Below are 16,528 nucleotides of genomic sequence, written 5' to 3' on the forward strand. Positions count from 1 at the left end.
GCCGCGTCCATACCGCAGAAACCCGGCCTCGGCCACCCCCCGTCCACCCGGCCGCGCGACCCCGCCACCCCGCCTCTCGTCCCATATTCCGGACGAAGCCGTCTCATAATCCGACACAACGGTGACACATGCGCACGTCCCTCCGTACGATCGACCGCATGCTGTGCTCGATGAGCGGTCCCCGCCCCAGGGGACAGGCAGATCACCTGACCCAGCGGCGCGCCGTCGACCTGTGCCGCGTCGCCGCCATGCTCTGTCGCACCGCCTGACCGGGGTCCGGGTCCGCAGCTCCCGCCCCCAGCCGGGTCCGTGCCTCGCCGCACCGTCCGCCCGGCTGTCCGCACACTCCGCCCCCGGCGCTCCGCCCTGCCTGCTGCGCGCGCCGGCGGCACCCGCCCGAACCCCTGTCCCAGCGCTCCGGAGGAGAGAAGCAGATGAGTCGCCGCAGTGACGTCCTGGTGGACGCCGACTGGGTCGAGGCCAACCTCGACAACCCGAAGGTCGTCCTCGTCGAGGTCGACGAGGACACGGCCGCGTACGACAAGAACCACATCAAGAACGCCGTCCGCATCGACTGGAAGACCGACCTCCAGGACCCGGTACGCCGCGACTTCGTCGACCAGGCCGGCTTCGAGAAGCTGCTGTCCGAGCGCGGCATCGCCAACGACGACACGGTCGTCCTCTACGGCGGCAACAACAACTGGTTCGCCGCGTACGCCTACTGGTACTTCAAGCTCTACGGCCACGGCGACGTCAAGCTCCTCGACGGCGGCCGCAAGAAGTGGGAGCTGGACTCCCGCGACCTGGTCGCCGAGGTGCCGCAGCGCGCGGCGACCGCGTACGAGGCCAAGCCGCAGGACACCGCCATCCGCGCCTTCCGCGACGACGTCGTGGCCGCGATCGGCACCCTGAACCTCGTCGACGTCCGCTCCCCCGACGAGTTCTCAGGCAAGCTGCTGGCCCCGGCGCACCTGCCGCAGGAGCAGTCGCAGCGGCCCGGCCACGTGCCCTCCGCGCGGAACATCCCGTGGTCGAAGTCGGCCAACGACGACGGCACCTTCAGGTCCGACGAGGAGCTGAAGGAGCTCTACGAGGGCCAGGGCGTGGACCTGTCCAAGGACACCATCGCCTACTGCCGCATCGGCGAGCGCTCGGCGCACACCTGGTTCGTGCTGCACGAGCTGCTGGGCCAGGAGAACGTCAAGAACTACGACGGCTCCTGGACCGAGTACGGCTCGCTCGTCGGCGTGCCGATCGAGCTGGGCGCCGGCGACTGACCGCCGACCGCCCGGTCACACCCCGAGAAAGGACACCACCCTTCATGTGCGGAGCCAAGGCAGGCGGCCCCGACGCCGCCAGCGTCAAGGCCGGCGAGACCACCATCCAGGGCTCCGTGACCCGCGACGGCGAGCCCGTCACCGGTTACGTGCGGCTGCTGGACGCCTCCGGCGAGTTCACCGCCGAGGTGCCCACCTCGGCGACCGGCCAGTTCCGGTTCTACGCCGCGGAGGGCACCTGGACCGTACGGGCCCTGGTGCCCGGCGCCACCGCCGACCGCACCGTGGTCGCCCAGCAGGGCGGTCTCTCGGAGGTCGCGATCGCGGTCTGAGACCGCGCCGTCCGCGCGAAGCCCCGCACCGCCTCCCCGGCGTACCGTGGAGGTATGCGGGGCTTTCGCCGTTCCGGCATCCAGACGGACCCCCGCGCACCGCGGAGTCAGCCGCGGCGCCGGAGGCGGTACTTCCTGCTCATGGGCACCGCCGTGCTGCTGTTCGTCCTCGCCGGCGCCGTCGTCGCCCCCTTCTCCGCGCCCGCCGCGATCGCCATGTGCGTGGCCGCGGCGGCCCTCGTGCCGGTGGCGGTGATCATCGGCAACCGGCGGGAGGAGGGCGACACATGGTGGGACGAGAAGTGACGCCCCGCATGAGAGGTGCGGTGCGGCAAAAGAGGACGCACGCCGGTGGGAAGGGGGCGGCGGACGGGCTCAGTAGACGAGGGCCTGGCTGCCGTCCGCCATCGCCTCGCTGACGAACACCTGCGCCCCGGCGATCCGTACGCCCTCCAGCACGTCCTTCTCCTCGATCCCGCGGCGCGCGGCGCACTGCGTGCACAGCGTGATCCGCCCGCTCGCCAGCACCCCGTCGATCAGCTCCGGCAGCGGCGCGGCGTGCGGCAGCTCGAACTCCGCGGCCCGCCCGGGCAGCGCGAACCACGCGGACTCGCCGGTCAGCCAGAGCGACACCTCCACCCCGCTGGCGGCGGCGACGGCCGCCACCGTGAACGCCTGGGAGCAGCGCTCCGGCGCATCCGTACCCGCGGTCACCTTGATCACAAGCTTCTTGGCCATGGGCCAACTGTAGGTAGTACCGCGAGGGTGACATTCTGGCGGCACCGCGCGCTGTACAGGTATGGACCGGAGCAGGGGGCGCTTGTGACCTTTCCCGACGGAACGAGCGGCCCGCAGGCGGCCGACGACCCGCCGACGACCCGGCTCACGCCGATCAGACCCGACACCCGGCCCCCGGGGACCTCGTCGTACGGGACGTTCGGGAGCGCGGCGCCGGGAGCGTACGGGAGCACGGCACAGGGGGCGTACGGGACGGCCGCCGAAGCGGGACCGGCCCCGGCGGAGACGGGCGGCGGGCAGCGCCGCCGCGGGAAGCGCACCGCGCTGCTGCTGGCCGCCGCCGTGCTCGCGGGCGCCCTCGGCGGCGTCACCTACGGCTACTTCGAGCAGGCCGGCAACCCCCCGACCCCGCTCCCCCCGCTCAACCAGCCCGGCCTCGCCCACCCCGAGAAGCCGCTGCCCGCCGACGAGGCGGAGCCGCTGTCCGCCGCACAGGACCGCCGGGTCAGGACGGACGGCGACCTGCGTGAGCTGCTCGTCTCCCGGCCGGACGGGACGGTCGACGCCGAGATCGACATCGGCGGCGAGGGCGAGGGCTGGCTCGCGCCGTACGAGGTGGCCGCCGACACGGGTGCGCCCGATGAGGTGCTCACGTTCATGCTGGAGAACGGGCTGCGGCGGACCGCGTTCACCGCGTGGCGCAACGAGGGGGACACCGAGTCCATCGCCATGGTCAGCCTCTACCAGTTCCGCAACGACGCCACCGCGGGCTCCGTGGACTACCTGGAGAACCAGCAGTTGTACTCCTCCCTCACTCCCGGCGGCCGGGTGCCTGCCGTGTCGCTGGAGGGCTCCGCGGACGGCAAGGCGTACTTCCCGGAGGAGCCGTACCAGGAGGCCGGGGTGCCGCCGCTCTACCAGGGCATGGCCATCGCGCGCCGCGGCGACATCGTGATGGAGATCTACCTGATCGAGAGTTCCCCGCTGGAGCAGAAGGACCTGACGAAGCTCGCCGAACGCCAGTTGGAGCGCCTGTGACCGGCCACTACCCCGCACCCGTTCCGCCGCCGGCCGCCGCGCCCGCCCCGCCGCCCCCGGCCGCACCGCGGTCCGGTCGGCGGCGGCTCGTGCCCGTCGTGCTGGCCGCGGTGCTCGTCGCCGGGGCGGCGGCCACCGGGATCGTCGCCACCGCGCTGAAGGTGCGGGACGCCGACCGCGGCGGCGGCAGCACCGACGTGTGGCAGAAGCCCGAGGAGCGCGGCCTCGAAGGCGACGCGGCCAAGGACCCGGGCGTCGCCGCGCCCCCCGGCGGCCCGATCGGCGACGCGCTGCTGCCGATGCCGACGGGCTACCACCCGGGGCCGGACATCGACGAGTTCGGCAACGACACCGTCCTGACCGCCAAGCAGGCGGAGGCCGTCTACGAGCAGAGCGCGCGCGGACTGCCGCCCGACCAGCGGCGGTTGCAGCTCGACGCGCTGGACGACCTGAAGCTGAAGGGGATGGCCATGCGGTCCTACGCGGCCGACGAGTCCGACCTCGTCGTCGAGGTGCAGCTCGCCGAGCTCTCGGGCGAGGGCAAGGCGGCGGGGCTCGCGGCCGTACAGGAGGAGCTGACGCGCACGATGGACCTCTTCGAGGAGGGGCCGGAGGTCGACGGGCACAAGAGCGCCGCGTGCTTCCTGGTGCCCGAGACCGCCCTCAGCCCGGAGGGCGACGCGGTGAAGATGATGACCTGCTCGGCCGCCAAGGGCGAGATGCTGGTCACGGTCACCGCGTACGGGCCCGCGGGCCACGGCAAGCGGGCGGTACGGCTCCTGGAGGAGCAGCTCGACCACATCGACGCCCCGGGGAAGTCCATATGAGCGGATACGACCCGGCCCCCCGGCACCCGGACCCCACCCCCCTGCCGTCCCACGCCGCCCCGCCGGAGCAGCCGCAGCCCCAGCCCCAGCAGCCCCAGCCGGCCCAGCCGCAGTACGGGCAACCGCAGTACCAGCAGCCGCAGTACGCGCAGCCCGCGCCCGAACCGGCCGCGCCCGCCCCCGCGTACGCCCAGCAGCCCCCGCCCCCGTACCAGGGCCAGGTCCAAGGCCAGGTCCAGGGCCAGCCGCACCTCCAGCCGCCCGCCCCGCCCAGGCCGCCCCGCCGGTGGCTGCGCCCCGCCCTGCGCTGGGGCGCCGCCGTCGTGCTGCTGGCCGGCGCCGCGCTCGGCTCCGCGTACGCCGTCACCGGCGCCGAGCGCGGCGACCTGCCGGGTCTGGCCACCGAGAGCGACGGCCGCTGGGACTACCCCGAACTGGAGCTGCCCGCCCTGCCCGAGGGCGAGCCGCCGCCGTTCGCGCCCGCCAACGCCGGTGAGATCCACCACGCCGACCTGCGTGACCTGCTGCTGCCCGCCCCCGCGGGCGCCGAGGACGACGACGAGCTGAAGACCGAGGACGGCTGGCTGGCACCCGCCGACTTCGCCTCCATCTACGTCAAGGAGGAGCGCAAGGAGCTGCGGCAGGCGCTCACCGACGACGCCGTGCGGCACATCGCCGCCACCGGCTGGACCATGCCCGACGGCACCCGCGCCCGGGTCTACCTGCTGCAGTTCAACACCGGCGCCCTCGCCGCGCACTTCTACGACGAGCAGTTGGCCGGCGGCATCTCCACCGCACGCGACCTGACCGGCGCCCCCGAGGTGGCGGTCGACGAGCGCTGGTCGGACAAGGACCAGTTGCCGGAGATGGAGCTGTACGTGTACGACGAGGCGAAGCCGCGCGGCAAGGAGCACCTCCGGCAGGCGTACGTCGTGGCCGGCGACACGGTGGGCCTCGTCACCGTCGAGGCGCCCGGGGAGGCGGAGCTGGTCCCGTTCCAGCAGACCCTCGTCCTCCAGCACCAGCTCCTGGGCTGACGCCCCTCCGGCACCCGCCCGGCACCCCCGTCCGGCGCCCGCCGGGCCGGTGCCGGGCCCGGCGGTTAGACTCGCTGGCGGTACGTCCCTCATCGTTACGGAGCGCCCTCGTGCTTGTCGTCACCTTCGACATCCTGCTCGCGCTGGTCTGCGTGGGCACACTCGCCTTCGCCGGCCTGGTCGTGAAGAAGCTGTACCAGGGCCAGCGCTGACGATGCCGATCGAAATCCCCTCCGACCTGCACAAGGACCTGGTCCCGCTGGCGTTCCTGCTGGGCGACTGGCAGGGTGCGGGCGTCTTCGACTTCCCCGGCAGCGAGAAGTGCAACTTCGGCCAGGAGGTGCGCTTCGGCCACGACGGCCGGGACTTCCTCGCGTACACGTCGTACACCTGGGTGCTCGACGAGGACGGCGAGAAGGTGCGCCCGCTGGAGAGCGAGTCCGGCTACTGGCGGATCCGGCCCGGCCGGCAGCTCGACGTCGTCATGGTCCGCGACCAGGGCGTCGCCGAGGTCTGGTACGGCGAGCTGGCCGAGGGCAAGCCCCAGCTCGACCTGGCCACGGACGCGGTCGCGCGCAGCGCGGCCTCCCCGCCCTACGTGGGCGGCAAGCGGCTGTACGGGTACGTGAACGGCGATCTGATGTGGGTCGGCGAGAAGGCCACCCCGGAGGTGGAGCTGCGCCCGTACATGTCGGCCCAGCTCAAGAAGGTCGTCAACCCGCGGGAGTGGGCGAAGGACCTCAAGGACCTCCCGGACGACGGGATCGCCTTCTTCCGCTGACGCCCGGCCCTGCGCGCCCCCGGCCCGGCCGCCCCGCGCGCCCCGGCCCGGCCGCGCGCGGGCCCCGTCCGGGGGCGCTTTCCGCCAACCGGCCGGGGTTCCGCCGCGACGCTCATACACTTGAGCCGTGGAGACCACCGACTGGAAGCGCGACCTGCGCGAGCGCGGCTACCGGCTGACGCCGCAGCGGCAGCTCGTGCTGGAGGCCGTCGACTCCCTGGAGCACGCGACGCCCGACGGCATCCTCTGCGAGGTCCGCAAGACGGCCGCCAGCGTGAACATCTCCACGGTCTACCGCACGCTGGAGCTGCTGGAGGAGCTGGGCCTCGTCAGCCACGCGCACCTCAACCACGGCCCGCCGACGTACCACATCGCCGACCGCCACCACCACCTGCACCTCGTGTGCCGCGTCTGCGACCGGGTGATCGAGGCGGAGAACGCGGTGGCGGAGCCGTTCGCGGAGACGCTGCGGCAGCGCTTCGGGTTCGAGAGCGACGTACAGCACTTCGCGATCCTCGGCCGCTGCGCGACCTGCGCCGAGCCGGGCGCGTCCGACGCGGCCGCCCCGTCCCGCCCCTGAGGCGCGAAGCCCGACGGTCCCCGCGGCACCGGGACTCCCCGAAGGCGGCCGAATCCGGCCCGTGACCGCGGGTGGCCACCCGGACGTACTCTTGAAGCATGAACGCGCCTTCTCCCCTCCTCTCCCTGCCCGGGGCGGTCGCCGCCGAGGCTCCCGACGAGGGCGTCGCCGCGCACTACGGCGATCTCTTCCGGGAACAGCGCGCGCTGGACGCCGGCGAGGGCTTCGTCGACCTCTCCCACCGCGGTGTCGTCTCGGTCACCGGCCAGGACCGGCTGAGCTGGCTGCACCTGCTGCTGACGCAGCACGTGGAGGCGCTCGCGCCGGGGCACGCCACCGAAGCGCTGGTGCTGTCCGCCCACGGGCACATCGAGCACGCGCTGTACCTCGTCGACGACGGCGAGACGACGTGGGCGCACGTGGAGCCGGGCACGCAGAAGGACCTCATCGCGTACCTGGAGAGCATGAAGTTCTTCTACCGGGTGGACATCGCGGACCGCACGGACGACGTCGCCGTCGTCCATCTGCCGGCCGGCTCCATCGCGGAGGCGCCCGAGGGCGTCGCCGTCCGCGAGACGGCATACGGGCGCGACCTCTTCCTGCCGCGCGAGTCGCTGGCGGACTTCGCCGCCGCCGCGGGCCCGCCCGCCGGGGTGCTGGCGTACGAGGCGCTGCGGGTGGCGGCGCACCGGCCGCGGCTCGGCCTGGAGACCGACCACCGCACGATCCCGCACGAGGTGGGCTGGATAGGCACCGCCGTGCACCTGGAGAAGGGGTGCTACCGGGGGCAGGAGACCGTCGCGCGGGTGCAGAACCTGGGCCGGCCGCCGCGCCGGCTGGTCTTCCTGCACCTGGACGGCAGCGAGGTGACGCTGCCGCCGCACGGCGCGGCGATCCGGCTGGCTGCCGAGGAGGAGGGGCGCAAGCTGGGCTTCGTCACGACCTCGGTCCGCCACCACGAGCTGGGGCCGATCGCGCTGGCGCTGGTGAAGCGGAACGTTCCGGCGGACGCGGCGCTGCTGGCGGACGAGACGGCGGCGGCGCAGGAGACGGTGGTCGAGCCCTGAGCCCGCGGGGCGGCGGCGCCCCGAGCGCGGGGGCGTGCTCCCGTGCGCCTCGGATGTCGCGTACGCCCCCCGTGCCCCGCGCGATGGGCACACCTGTGCGCCGCGAGTTCGTACGCCTTGCTTCTTACGGCTGCCTTCGCCCGCCGCCGTCCGGCCCCCGTCCGCCTCCGGCTCGTACGGCTCAGACCTCGACCAGCACCGTGAACGGGCCGTCGTTCGTCAGCGTCACCCGCATCTTCGCGCCGAACGCCCCCGTCGCCACCTGCGCGCCCAGCGCCCGCAGTTGCGCCACGACCTCCTCCACCAGCGGCTCCGCGACCTCCCCCGGCGCGGCCGCCTGCCAGGTCGGCCGGCGGCCCTTGCGGGGGTCGCCGTAGAGGGTGAACTGGCTGATCACGAGCAGCGGCGCCGATACGTCCGAGCAGGACTTCTCGTCGTCCAGCACCCGCAGCGTCCACAGCTTGCGGGCCATCTGCGCGGCCTTCGCGGGGGTGTCGTCGTGGGTGACGCCCACGAGTACGCACAGCCCTTCGCCGATCACCTCGCCGACCGTCTCGCCGCCGACCTCGACCCGCGCGCCGTCCACCCGCTGCACCACCGCTCGCATACGTCGCATTATCCCGGGCGCGCCACGTGCGCCGCCGTGCCCCCGGGCGCCGCAACGTGCGCGGGGCCGAACGGGCGCAGTCTCCCTGCGATTCGACCGTGCGCAATGGCACGATTGCCTACGGTGTCCGGAAGGTCGCCACGCCGACGCGGCATCTTCGGACGAAGGGGACTGACACTCGCATGAGCTCTCCCGGAGCCGGGCGGCCCACGCCGCCCGTACCGACCGCGCGCAGCAGCCCGCCCGCCGACCGCCCGCCCCGACCGCCGGGGCCGCGCGCCCCCGACGGCGGCCCCGCGCACGGGTCCCAGGCGGCGCAGGCCGCGCGGGCCGCGGCGATCGCGCCCGCGGCGGCCGGCGCCACCGCCGTGCGCGCCGCCGCGGGACCCGCCACTCCCTCCGCGCCACTCGACGCGCTGGGCCTTCCCGAGCTGCGCCGGCTGCGCCGCTCCGCACAGCAGGAGGAGGCCGACCTCAGCTACGTACGCCGCCTGCTGCACGGCCGGATCGACATCCTCCGCGCCGAGCTGGGCCGCCGCGCGAGCCCTCACTCGCCGGTGCTCGACCGGCTCCCCGAGATCCTCACCGACGGCCCCTCGCCCCGCCCCGCCTCGGCCCGGCACGTCACCCTGGGCACGCCGCTGCGCGAGGAGTACCGGGAGCTGGCGGAGGAGATGCTCGCCGAGGTCGCGCTCTCCGACCTCTCGGCCCGTACGGACGAGGAGCTGCACCTGGGCCTCGCCCGGCTGGCCGGCTACGAGGCCCGGATCTCCGGCCGCCGGCAGCGGCTCCAGCGGACCGCGGACGAGTGCAGCGCCGAGATCGCCCGCCGTTATCGTGAAGGGGAGGCGCAGGTCGACGACCTGCTGTCCTGAGTTCTGACCGAGCGACGGAGCGGAGATCCCGAGGCCGTCCCGGCACGGAGGGCGCCCGCGCATGCACGACGACACCTGGATATCCCCGCCGCCGGTCCCCGCTCCCGCGGCGGCCGAGGAGGGCGCGTACGCCGGTGCCGCGCCGGTGCTGGCGGAGGTGGTGCGCTCCGGCTTCGCCGAGGGTCGGCACCGCGGGTCGCTGGTGCTGCTGGGCCCCGACGGCGAGGTGGAGCGGGCCTGGGGGGACGTGACGGCGCAGGTGTTCCCGCGGTCGTCGAACAAGCCGTTCCAGGCGGTGGCGGTGCTGCGGGCGGGGGCGCGTACGGACGCGGGGCCGCTGGCGGGCGAGCGGCTGGCGCTGGCCGCGGCCAGCCACTCGGGCGAAAGGTTCCACCTGGATCTCGTACGCAAGGTGCTCGCCGAGACCGGGCTGTCGGAGGACGACCTGCAGACCCCGCCCGACCTGCCGCTGGACCCGGAGGAGCGGGAGGCGTACCTGGCCGCCGGGGGGCGGCGGGACCGGGTGACCATGAACTGCTCGGGCAAGCACGCCGCGATGCTCGCCGCCTGCGTCGCGAACGGCTGGCCGCAGGCGTCGTACCTCGCGGCCGGCCACCCGCTGCAGCGGCTGGTGCGGCAGGTGGTGGAGGAGACGGCGGGCGAGGAGGTGCGGCACGTCGGCGTCGACGGCTGCGGCGCGCCGCTGATGTCGCTGTCGCTGACGGCGCTGGCGCGTGGCTTCCGGCGGCTGGTACTGGCCGCCGAGGGCACGCCGGAGCGGCGGGTGGCGGACGCGATGCGGGCGCATCCGGAGTACGTCGCGGGCACCCGGCGGTGGGACACCTGGCTGATGCGCGGGGTGCCGGGCGCGCTGGCGAAGGTCGGCGCCGAGGGCGTGCAGGCGGTGGCGCTGCCGGACGGGCGGGCGCTGGCGTTCAAGGTCGACGACGGGGCGCTGCGGGCCGTCGGTCCCGTGCTCGCGCGGGGGCTTGCGCTGCTGGGCGTACGGTCGCCGGTGCTGGCCAGGATCGGGGCGGCGCCGCTGCACGGCGGTGCTGAGCGGGTCGGGGAAATTCGGGCGACGTTCTGACGCCCGCCACCTAGCGTGGGCGGATGATCGATATCTCCGGCACACCAGCGCACCACCCGGACGGGGTGCGGCCATGAGCGACGGCATCGAGATCCGTACGCTCACCGAAGGCGACGTGGGCGACTGGATGCGCGCCCTGCACACCGGCTTCATCCGCTCCCCCGCGGTCACCGGGGAGGACGTGGCGCTGTTCGTCGCGGAGCGCGACCTGGCCCGGGTGTGGGGCGCGTACGACGGCAGGCGGTGGGTCGGCACGTACCGCAGCTTCGATCAGGAGCTGACGGTGCCGGGCGGGGCGGCGGTGCCCTCGTGCGCGGTGTCGAGCGTCACGGTCTCGCCGACGCACCGCAGGCGCGGGCTGCTGAGCCGGATGCTGCGGACGGACATGGCGGCGGCGAAGGAGCGCGGCGACGTGGTCGCCAGCCTGATCGCCGCGGAGTACCCGATCTACGGCCGCTACGGCTTCGGCCCCGCCACCTGGACCACCTCGTACGACGTGACCACCCCGCGCGCCCAGCTCGACCCGCGCTACGCGGGCCCGGACGACGGCGGCACCGTCGAACTCCTCGACGGCGCCGAGTTCATGGCGATCGCCCCGGCGCTGCACGATCGCTTCCGCACGCTGATGCCCGGCGCGGTGAACCGGAGCGAGTACCGGTGGAAGGTGCACACGGGCGCCGCCCGCTTCAGCGTCGACGAGCCGTGGCACGAGCCCTTCTACGCGGTCTACCGCTCGGCGGCGGGCGAACCGGAGGGCGTCGTCACGTACCGCACCAAGTGGGGCGAGTGGCCCGGCAAGCTCTCCGACGACGAGCTGACGGTGACCGACCTGATCGCCGTCACGCCCGCCGCGGAGCGGGCGCTGTGGCGCTATCTGGTCTCCTTCGACTGGATCACGACGATCCATACGGGCCACCGGGCGCCCGACGATCTCCTCCCCCTCTACCTAGGTGACCCTCGGGCGGCCCGGGTGACCACGCACGCGGACTACCTGTGGCTCCGGCCACTGGACGTCCCGCGATTTCTGGAGGCCCGCACGTACGCGGCCTCCGGCTCCCTGGTGCTCGACGTACACGACCCGGCCGGCCTGGCCGGCGGCCGCTTCCTGCTGGACGCCGGTGGCCCGGGCGGCACCGGCTGCGTACCCACGGACCGGCCCGCCGACCTCGCCCTGAGCGTGGCCGAGCTCGCGAGGCTCGGCCTGGGCGACGAGTCCGCGGTACGGCTGGCCGCCCTGGGCGTGGTCGACGAGGAGCGCCCGGGCGCCGCCGCACGGGCGGACACCCTGCTGCGCACCTCGCGCCGACCGTGGTGTCCCGACATGTTCTAGATTTCCTCTGTCTTCTTCTGTCTCACTGCCCGGCCGCGGCGCGGCCGGGCTCGGCGGACTGGAGGAGCAGCACGGCGAGCGCGAGGCCGCCGATGGTCATGCACGTGACGTTCTGCGCCTTGAGCCCCACGAGCAAGGTGGTGAGCCCGATCGCTCCCACCGTGCCGAAGCGCCACTCGACGAAGCGCTCGAAGCCGACGAGCAGCGCGGACATGGCCAGAGTGATTCCGACAGGCATGGTGGGTCCCTCCCTTCTGCTTACGCAGCGGTCCCCCTCCCCCCATGCGCCTTCGGACAGCGGGAGAGCGCGAACCCGGGCGACGACCATCACTGCCAACTTCTCCCAGTTGCCGCCAGGGTCGCAGAGTTGGTTACCAACTCTGCTTAACTTGTGCCCAGTTGGTAACCAACTCAAAACATTATCGAGACAACCCCCGCCGGTTGGCCGGAAGTTGTAAGGTTGGCAGGGTGAGCAGGGACCAACCTTCGGCAACCAGCGCCCGGGCCGAACGCGACCGCGTCGCCGACGCACTGCGCGCACGCATCGACTCCGGCGAACTCCGCCCGGGCGACAGCCTGCCGACGCAGAAAGCCCTGATGGACGAGTTCGAGGTCGAACGCGGCGTGGTCCGCAAGGCCCTCGCCCTCCTCAAGAGCGAACACCGCCTCGCCGACGTAGGCCGAGGCTCACCCCCGACGGTCGCGGAGCCCGCCAACCACCGCGAGGGGGTCCCGGCACTCACCGCGGATGTGGAACTGGCAGAGCGGCTCGACGTCGCTTTTCAGGCCACCGATGTCACCCTCGACGTGTTCGGTCTGACCACCGAGACCCTCAACAGCGCGATTGCGCCCACCCTGATGACCATCAGAGCTGGCCGCGCAGCCCCTCACTCGGTCACCTGCCGCATCATGGTCCCCAGCCCCGAGGCGCACCTGGCCCTGCCCCTCCTGATCGCCGACCCGGCGGACCCCCGCCCCCTCCAGCGCCTCAACCGCCTCATCGAACTGCACACGCGCGCCTTCCGCCACAGCATGCAGTACCTCGGCGAACGCGGCCTCGTACAGAACCTTTCCGTCGAAGTTCGCGGCGTGGCCCTCACCCCGACCACGAAGCTCTACCTCCTCAACGGCACCGAAGCGCTCACGGGCTTCTACGAGGTCGTCCCCAACCACGTCCCCGCTCCGGCCGGCGGCGGCCAGATGGACATCTACGACGTCCTCGGCCTCAACTCGCGGCTGTTCCACCACTCCGCTGGCCCCGACAGCCGCGACGAACACGACGCGGCCTTCGTCGACCACTCGCGGAAGTGGTTCGAGTCGATGTGGACGAGCATCGCCACGCCGTACCACTTCGGCTAATGAGCCGTGACTCACGGTAACCCCGCCGACAGCATCCGCGCGGGGATCGGGCAGCGCCCCGGCACACTGTTCGGTGATCGGGAAATGGGCCATACCTGCCTCCGAGATCACACATCGTCACTCGCTGACCTTCGTGGATGCGAATCTACGGAGTTGCACCAGTTGCACACAGCGGACAGCGACACCGAAGATGCCCGGCTTTGTAGGCTCGAAGGCACACACCAGCCTCGATGGCATTGCCAACTGTCCGAAGATGCCAAGGCGTTGTACCTTCCTGAGATGCATCAAGCTGCAGCGGAAGATGACGCCCGTGCTCCCGCATTCCAGCGGATCGCCGACGACCTCCGCCGCCGGATCAGCGAAGGCGAGTTTGCCGACGACACCACGCTGCCTACCCAGGAGTCCCTGGCCGACCAGCATCATGTCTCGCGGCCGACCGTGCAGCGCGCCATCGACCTGCTACGCAAGGACGGTCTGGTCGACGCTCCGAAGAAGGGCCGCCCGCCAAAGGTGCTGCGCACGACTCCGGCCTCGGACGACCTGGCTCCGGTCGACTGCCTGATGCGGGCATTCGGCGAAGAGGACGTCACGCTGGACGTGGTCTCGGTCACGATGCAATCGCTGGTCAGTACCTTGAAAGAGCCGTTCCAGGCGGTGTCGCGTGGAAGCCTGACGCCGGCCAGCATCACCGTCAGAGCACTGATCCCGCGGCGGTCGGCGTTCGAGGATCTTCCCCAGCTCATCCAGCAGCCGCAGGACCGGCGACCAGGCGATCGGCTCCACGAGATCGGCAACAGCTTCGCCCGGGTGCTGTGGGCCGACCTGAACCACCTGGAGGAGAGCGGCCAGGTCAAGGTTTCCGTGCGGATAAAAACAACGGGGCAGCTCCCGGGACACAAGTTCTACATCCTGAACAGTGCCGAAGTCCTGTTCGGCGCCTACACGGTGCAGCCGAACGAGGTGCCGCTCGATCCCGGTTCGGAGAGACGTCACGCCATCTACGACGTCCGCGGCATGGAGACCCCGTTGCTGCACTTCCACGGGACCGAGTACGGCGGCAGCACACATGACGCGGCCTTCATCGACCAGCAGCGCGCGTGGTTCGAGACGCGTTGGCAAACCATAGCCGTACGGTGGAGCGGATGAACGTGACTGCTCTGGAAGAAGTGCTCGAATCGGTAAAGTGCGTGTTCTTCGACTTCGACGGCCCCATCTGCCGGTTGTTCTCGGCGCACCCTGCGGCACAGGTCGCCGGACAGCTCCATACGATGTTGGACAGTTGCGCACCTGGCATGGTCGGCCCATCCGAGTACGACTCGAACGACCCGCACAGCATCCTCGCGGCGGCCCGGAAACTGTTGCCCGACGACGACATGGTCCGGAAGGTGGAGATGCTGCTGACGCAAGAGGAGAAGGCGGCGGCCGCGACGGCCACACCTACCGCAGACGCCCACGAACTGGTTTCCGAACTACACGGGCTCGGGCGTAGCTTGGCCATCACGTCCAACAACTCGGCGGCTGCCATTCAGGTTCACCTGGAGAGGCAGGAACTCAGCCAGTACTTCTCTTCGCACGTACACGGGCGTCGACCCGACGGATCCGGGCTGAAGCCCGACCCCGACTGCCTGTGGCGTGCGATTGGGTCAACCGGCACCACGCCCGATCAGTGCGTGATGATCGGCGACACACCGTCCGATTGGCATGCCGCAATGGCCGCGGGTGTCGCCTTCATCGGCTACGCACGCGCGCCTCACAAGGAGCAGGCACTCAGGGAGACAGGCGCACCACTGGTCGTCGATTCAATGGGTGCCATGCTCCACGTGCTACGCGGTACAGCCCCTTCGCGCTGACACCATCTCGACAATTGATCTGTGTCCATGGGGCGCCGTGCGGCAGACGGAGTAATCTTTCCCGATCACGCCCGCAGCAGAGGACACTTCGCCAGTGCCGGCCTCCGCAACATCCGTTTTCCAAGTCCTCTCCGCCGCAACGGAGCAGGTCATCGGCCCGTTGCCCGGATACCATCACGAGACGTATGCGGTTCGACTGGGCGCCGTTCCGGGGTTGTTCGGGGAGTCGGCCGGGTGGGTGAAGTTGCGGGATCCGCGGCCCGGGTTGTTGTGGTTCGACCGTAGGTGCTTCGGGTCCGAGGACGAACTGCTCGCCGCGCTGGCCGGTCGTGTCTCCCACATTCCCACCGTCGGCCACATCGACTCCCTCACCGTCCAGGGCTTCATCGAAGGGTGCACGCTGGCCGAGGTCGCGCCGCCCGGGGAGGACGTGCCCGCCGAGTTCGTCGGTCAGATCATCCGGCTCTTCCGGGAACTGCTCGCCGTCGAGCCCTACGATCCCGCGCTGCTCGCGCAGCACGCGCCGCTGCCGGCGGAGCGCGGCAGTGCGGAGTTCGCCCAGGATCTCGTCCGTTTCACCTTCACCGACGTGGTCGAGCACTCCCTGCCGCACTTCGACGCGCTGTTCCACAGCCTGGGCATCCACCCGCGGTCCGCCCCCGCCACCGCCTCCTCCCTCGAAGCCCGGCTCCGGGGCATGACACCGCGCCCCTTCGGGCTGCTGCACGGGGACGTGCACCGCGCGAACCTCATCGTCGACGAGCACGACGCCCTCTGGACCATCGACTGGGAGCTGGCCCTCATCGGCGATCCGCTGTACGACCTGGCCACCCACCTGCATCTGATGCGCTATCCGGCCCGCCAGGAGAGCGACGTCATCGCCCGCTGGGCCGACGTGGCGGAGCAGTCCCGGCCCGGTGCCGCCGAAGGTATCGAGGCCGACCTGCCCCGGTACCTCGCGTTCAAGCGGATCCAGTCGGTGTACACGGACGTGATCCGGCAGGCGTACTCGACGGAGCGCGGTGAGACGTCGACCGCCGAGGCGGCCAAGGTGATCAACACCGCGCTCGACCGGGCGGCGGACTCGCTGCTGTTGCCCACGGTGGCCGGTGCCGGCGAGATCGAGCACGAGTTGCTGACATGGCTGGCCACACCGCGGCGGCAGCGCGCGGCCAATACCGGGGGATCACCTTCCGCATCGTAGGGTGACGGCATGAGTGGAGCCGACGAGCCCGCGCACGACCCCGCCGTGTTCGAGCTGGCCACCAAGGCTTTCGAGCTTGCCCGGCAGGGGCAGACCGACACGCTGGCCGCCTACGTGGACGCCGGGGTGCCGGCCGGGCTGCGGGACGACGATGGAGACACCCTCGTCATGCTCGCCGCCGTCAACGGGCACCCCGGGACCGTAGCCGCGCTGCTGCAGCGGGGGGCCGACGCGGATCAGGTCGGGGCCGCGGGTGCGACGCCGCTGGCCGCGGCGGTACGGGCGGGGGCCGACGAGGTCGTGCGGGTGCTGCTGCGGCACGGGGCGGATCCGCAGGCCGGATCACCCTCGGCGGTCGCGACGGCACGGGTGGCCGGCAAGACGGAACTGCTGGAGCTCTTCGGCGGGGTGTGAGGCCCGTGCCGGGTCCTGGTCCGGCCGGCACGGGTTTCCGGAGTCGGCTCACGCGGGTTTCCGGGGTCGGCTCACGCAGGATTCCGGAGGCGGCCCACGCGGGTTCCCGGGGGCGGGCGACG

21 protein-coding genes are annotated in these 16,528 nt (G+C 72.2%); 18 read left to right on the top strand and 3 right to left on the bottom strand.

All coding sequences use genetic code 11. The features are described from left to right. The first annotated feature begins 170 nt into the window (after nucleotides 1–170). The 4 genes from ACFYVJ_RS29655 (at nucleotide 171) to ACFYVJ_RS29670 (ending at nucleotide 1,915) form a co-directional block, all read left to right on the top strand. A complete protein-coding gene (locus tag ACFYVJ_RS29655; protein ID WP_367648459.1) occupies nucleotides 171–269 on the top strand; it encodes a putative leader peptide in 99 nt (32 codons plus the stop codon). Nucleotides 270–434: 165 nt separating this feature from the next. Further along, the gene (locus ACFYVJ_RS29660; RefSeq protein ID WP_388897871.1) at nucleotides 435–1,277 is read left to right on the top strand and encodes a sulfurtransferase; all 843 of its coding nucleotides are present in this window, start codon (nucleotides 435–437) and stop codon (nucleotides 1,275–1,277) included. A gap of 44 nt (nucleotides 1,278–1,321) precedes the next feature. Beyond that, on the top strand, nucleotides 1,322–1,609 hold the full coding sequence (locus ACFYVJ_RS29665) for a DUF1416 domain-containing protein (protein ID WP_101423859.1): 288 nt from the start codon (nucleotides 1,322–1,324) through the stop codon (nucleotides 1,607–1,609). Between the two features lie 54 nt (nucleotides 1,610–1,663). Next, nucleotides 1,664–1,915: a DUF3099 domain-containing protein gene (locus ACFYVJ_RS29670; protein ID WP_388897874.1), complete on the top strand. Its 252-nt coding sequence runs from the start codon at nucleotides 1,664–1,666 to the stop codon at nucleotides 1,913–1,915. A gap of 69 nt (nucleotides 1,916–1,984) precedes the next feature. Here ACFYVJ_RS29670 and ACFYVJ_RS29675 read toward each other — a convergent pair whose 3' ends face one another. Continuing rightward, entirely contained in the window at nucleotides 1,985–2,347 is a 363-nt protein-coding gene (locus tag ACFYVJ_RS29675; protein WP_047016435.1) for a DsrE family protein, read from the bottom strand. An 84-nt stretch (nucleotides 2,348–2,431) separates the two neighbouring features. Here ACFYVJ_RS29675 and ACFYVJ_RS29680 point away from each other — a divergent pair, with 84 nt between their 5' ends. The 6 genes from ACFYVJ_RS29680 to ACFYVJ_RS29705 all read left to right on the top strand — a co-directional run bounded on the left by ACFYVJ_RS29680 (nucleotide 2,432) and on the right by ACFYVJ_RS29705 (nucleotide 7,677). Continuing rightward, a complete protein-coding gene (locus tag ACFYVJ_RS29680; RefSeq protein ID WP_388897876.1) occupies nucleotides 2,432–3,385 on the top strand; it encodes a hypothetical protein in 954 nt (317 codons plus the stop codon). Then, nucleotides 3,382–4,212, top strand: coding sequence for a hypothetical protein (locus ACFYVJ_RS29685; RefSeq protein ID WP_388897878.1), 831 nt, complete (start codon nucleotides 3,382–3,384; stop codon nucleotides 4,210–4,212). The genes ACFYVJ_RS29680 and ACFYVJ_RS29685 overlap by 4 nt, the downstream gene beginning before the upstream one ends. Continuing rightward, nucleotides 4,209–5,249, top strand: a complete 1,041-nt coding sequence (locus ACFYVJ_RS29690) for a hypothetical protein (protein WP_388897881.1) — start codon at nucleotides 4,209–4,211, stop codon at nucleotides 5,247–5,249. Before ACFYVJ_RS29685 ends, ACFYVJ_RS29690 begins: the two co-directional genes overlap by 4 nt. 214 nt (nucleotides 5,250–5,463) lie before the next feature. Then, a complete protein-coding gene (locus ACFYVJ_RS29695; RefSeq protein WP_388897884.1) occupies nucleotides 5,464–6,030 on the top strand; it encodes an FABP family protein in 567 nt (188 codons plus the stop codon). 127 nt (nucleotides 6,031–6,157) lie between these two features. Continuing rightward, nucleotides 6,158–6,610: a Fur family transcriptional regulator gene (locus tag ACFYVJ_RS29700; RefSeq protein ID WP_388897886.1), complete on the top strand. Its 453-nt coding sequence runs from the start codon at nucleotides 6,158–6,160 to the stop codon at nucleotides 6,608–6,610. A 98-nt stretch (nucleotides 6,611–6,708) separates the two neighbouring features. Beyond that, nucleotides 6,709–7,677 carry a YgfZ/GcvT domain-containing protein gene (locus ACFYVJ_RS29705; protein ID WP_388897889.1) on the top strand — a complete coding sequence of 323 codons (969 nt, stop codon included), beginning with the start codon at nucleotides 6,709–6,711 and terminating at the stop codon, nucleotides 7,675–7,677. A gap of 181 nt (nucleotides 7,678–7,858) precedes the next feature. On the opposite strand, the gene dtd is transcribed toward ACFYVJ_RS29705, so the two are convergent. Then, on the bottom strand, nucleotides 7,859–8,284 hold the full coding sequence (gene dtd / locus ACFYVJ_RS29710) for a D-aminoacyl-tRNA deacylase (protein ID WP_388897892.1): 426 nt from the start codon (nucleotides 8,282–8,284) through the stop codon (nucleotides 7,859–7,861). 182 nt (nucleotides 8,285–8,466) lie between these two features. On the opposite strand from dtd, the gene ACFYVJ_RS29715 reads away from it, so the two are divergent. From ACFYVJ_RS29715 to ACFYVJ_RS29725, 3 genes are all read left to right on the top strand, one after another. After that, nucleotides 8,467–9,159, top strand: a complete 693-nt coding sequence (locus ACFYVJ_RS29715) for an ABC transporter substrate-binding protein (protein ID WP_388897895.1) — start codon at nucleotides 8,467–8,469, stop codon at nucleotides 9,157–9,159. Between the two features lie 61 nt (nucleotides 9,160–9,220). Beyond that, nucleotides 9,221–10,249 carry an asparaginase gene (locus tag ACFYVJ_RS29720; RefSeq protein ID WP_388897898.1) on the top strand — a complete coding sequence of 343 codons (1,029 nt, stop codon included), beginning with the start codon at nucleotides 9,221–9,223 and terminating at the stop codon, nucleotides 10,247–10,249. Nucleotides 10,250–10,322: 73 nt separating this feature from the next. Then, entirely contained in the window at nucleotides 10,323–11,579 is a 1,257-nt protein-coding gene (locus tag ACFYVJ_RS29725) for a GNAT family N-acetyltransferase (protein WP_388897900.1), read from the top strand. A gap of 22 nt (nucleotides 11,580–11,601) precedes the next feature. Here ACFYVJ_RS29725 and ACFYVJ_RS29730 read toward each other — a convergent pair whose 3' ends face one another. Continuing rightward, nucleotides 11,602–11,817, bottom strand: coding sequence for a hypothetical protein (locus ACFYVJ_RS29730; protein WP_101423848.1), 216 nt, complete (start codon nucleotides 11,815–11,817; stop codon nucleotides 11,602–11,604). A gap of 230 nt (nucleotides 11,818–12,047) precedes the next feature. Between ACFYVJ_RS29730 and ACFYVJ_RS29735 the strand changes: the two genes are divergently transcribed. The 5 genes from ACFYVJ_RS29735 to ACFYVJ_RS29755 all read left to right on the top strand — a co-directional run bounded on the left by ACFYVJ_RS29735 (nucleotide 12,048) and on the right by ACFYVJ_RS29755 (nucleotide 16,406). Continuing rightward, nucleotides 12,048–12,938, top strand: coding sequence for a winged helix-turn-helix domain-containing protein (locus ACFYVJ_RS29735; protein ID WP_388897903.1), 891 nt, complete (start codon nucleotides 12,048–12,050; stop codon nucleotides 12,936–12,938). A gap of 279 nt (nucleotides 12,939–13,217) precedes the next feature. Further along, complete coding sequence (locus tag ACFYVJ_RS29740) at nucleotides 13,218–14,084, top strand: winged helix-turn-helix domain-containing protein (protein WP_388897906.1); 867 nt, start codon at nucleotides 13,218–13,220, stop codon at nucleotides 14,082–14,084. Next, on the top strand, nucleotides 14,081–14,788 hold the full coding sequence (locus tag ACFYVJ_RS29745; RefSeq protein WP_388897909.1) for an HAD family hydrolase: 708 nt from the start codon (nucleotides 14,081–14,083) through the stop codon (nucleotides 14,786–14,788). Before ACFYVJ_RS29740 ends, ACFYVJ_RS29745 begins: the two co-directional genes overlap by 4 nt. Before the next feature lie 238 nt (nucleotides 14,789–15,026). Continuing rightward, nucleotides 15,027–15,992 carry a phosphotransferase family protein gene (locus ACFYVJ_RS29750; RefSeq protein WP_388897912.1) on the top strand — a complete coding sequence of 322 codons (966 nt, stop codon included), beginning with the start codon at nucleotides 15,027–15,029 and terminating at the stop codon, nucleotides 15,990–15,992. A gap of 9 nt (nucleotides 15,993–16,001) precedes the next feature. Continuing rightward, nucleotides 16,002–16,406 carry an ankyrin repeat domain-containing protein gene (locus ACFYVJ_RS29755; RefSeq protein WP_388897914.1) on the top strand — a complete coding sequence of 135 codons (405 nt, stop codon included), beginning with the start codon at nucleotides 16,002–16,004 and terminating at the stop codon, nucleotides 16,404–16,406. Nucleotides 16,407–16,528: the final 122 nt, after the last annotated feature.

The organism is Streptomyces sp. NPDC004134 (assembly GCF_042874195.1).
In the GTDB taxonomy this organism is placed as follows: domain Bacteria; phylum Actinomycetota; class Actinomycetes; order Streptomycetales; family Streptomycetaceae; genus Streptomyces.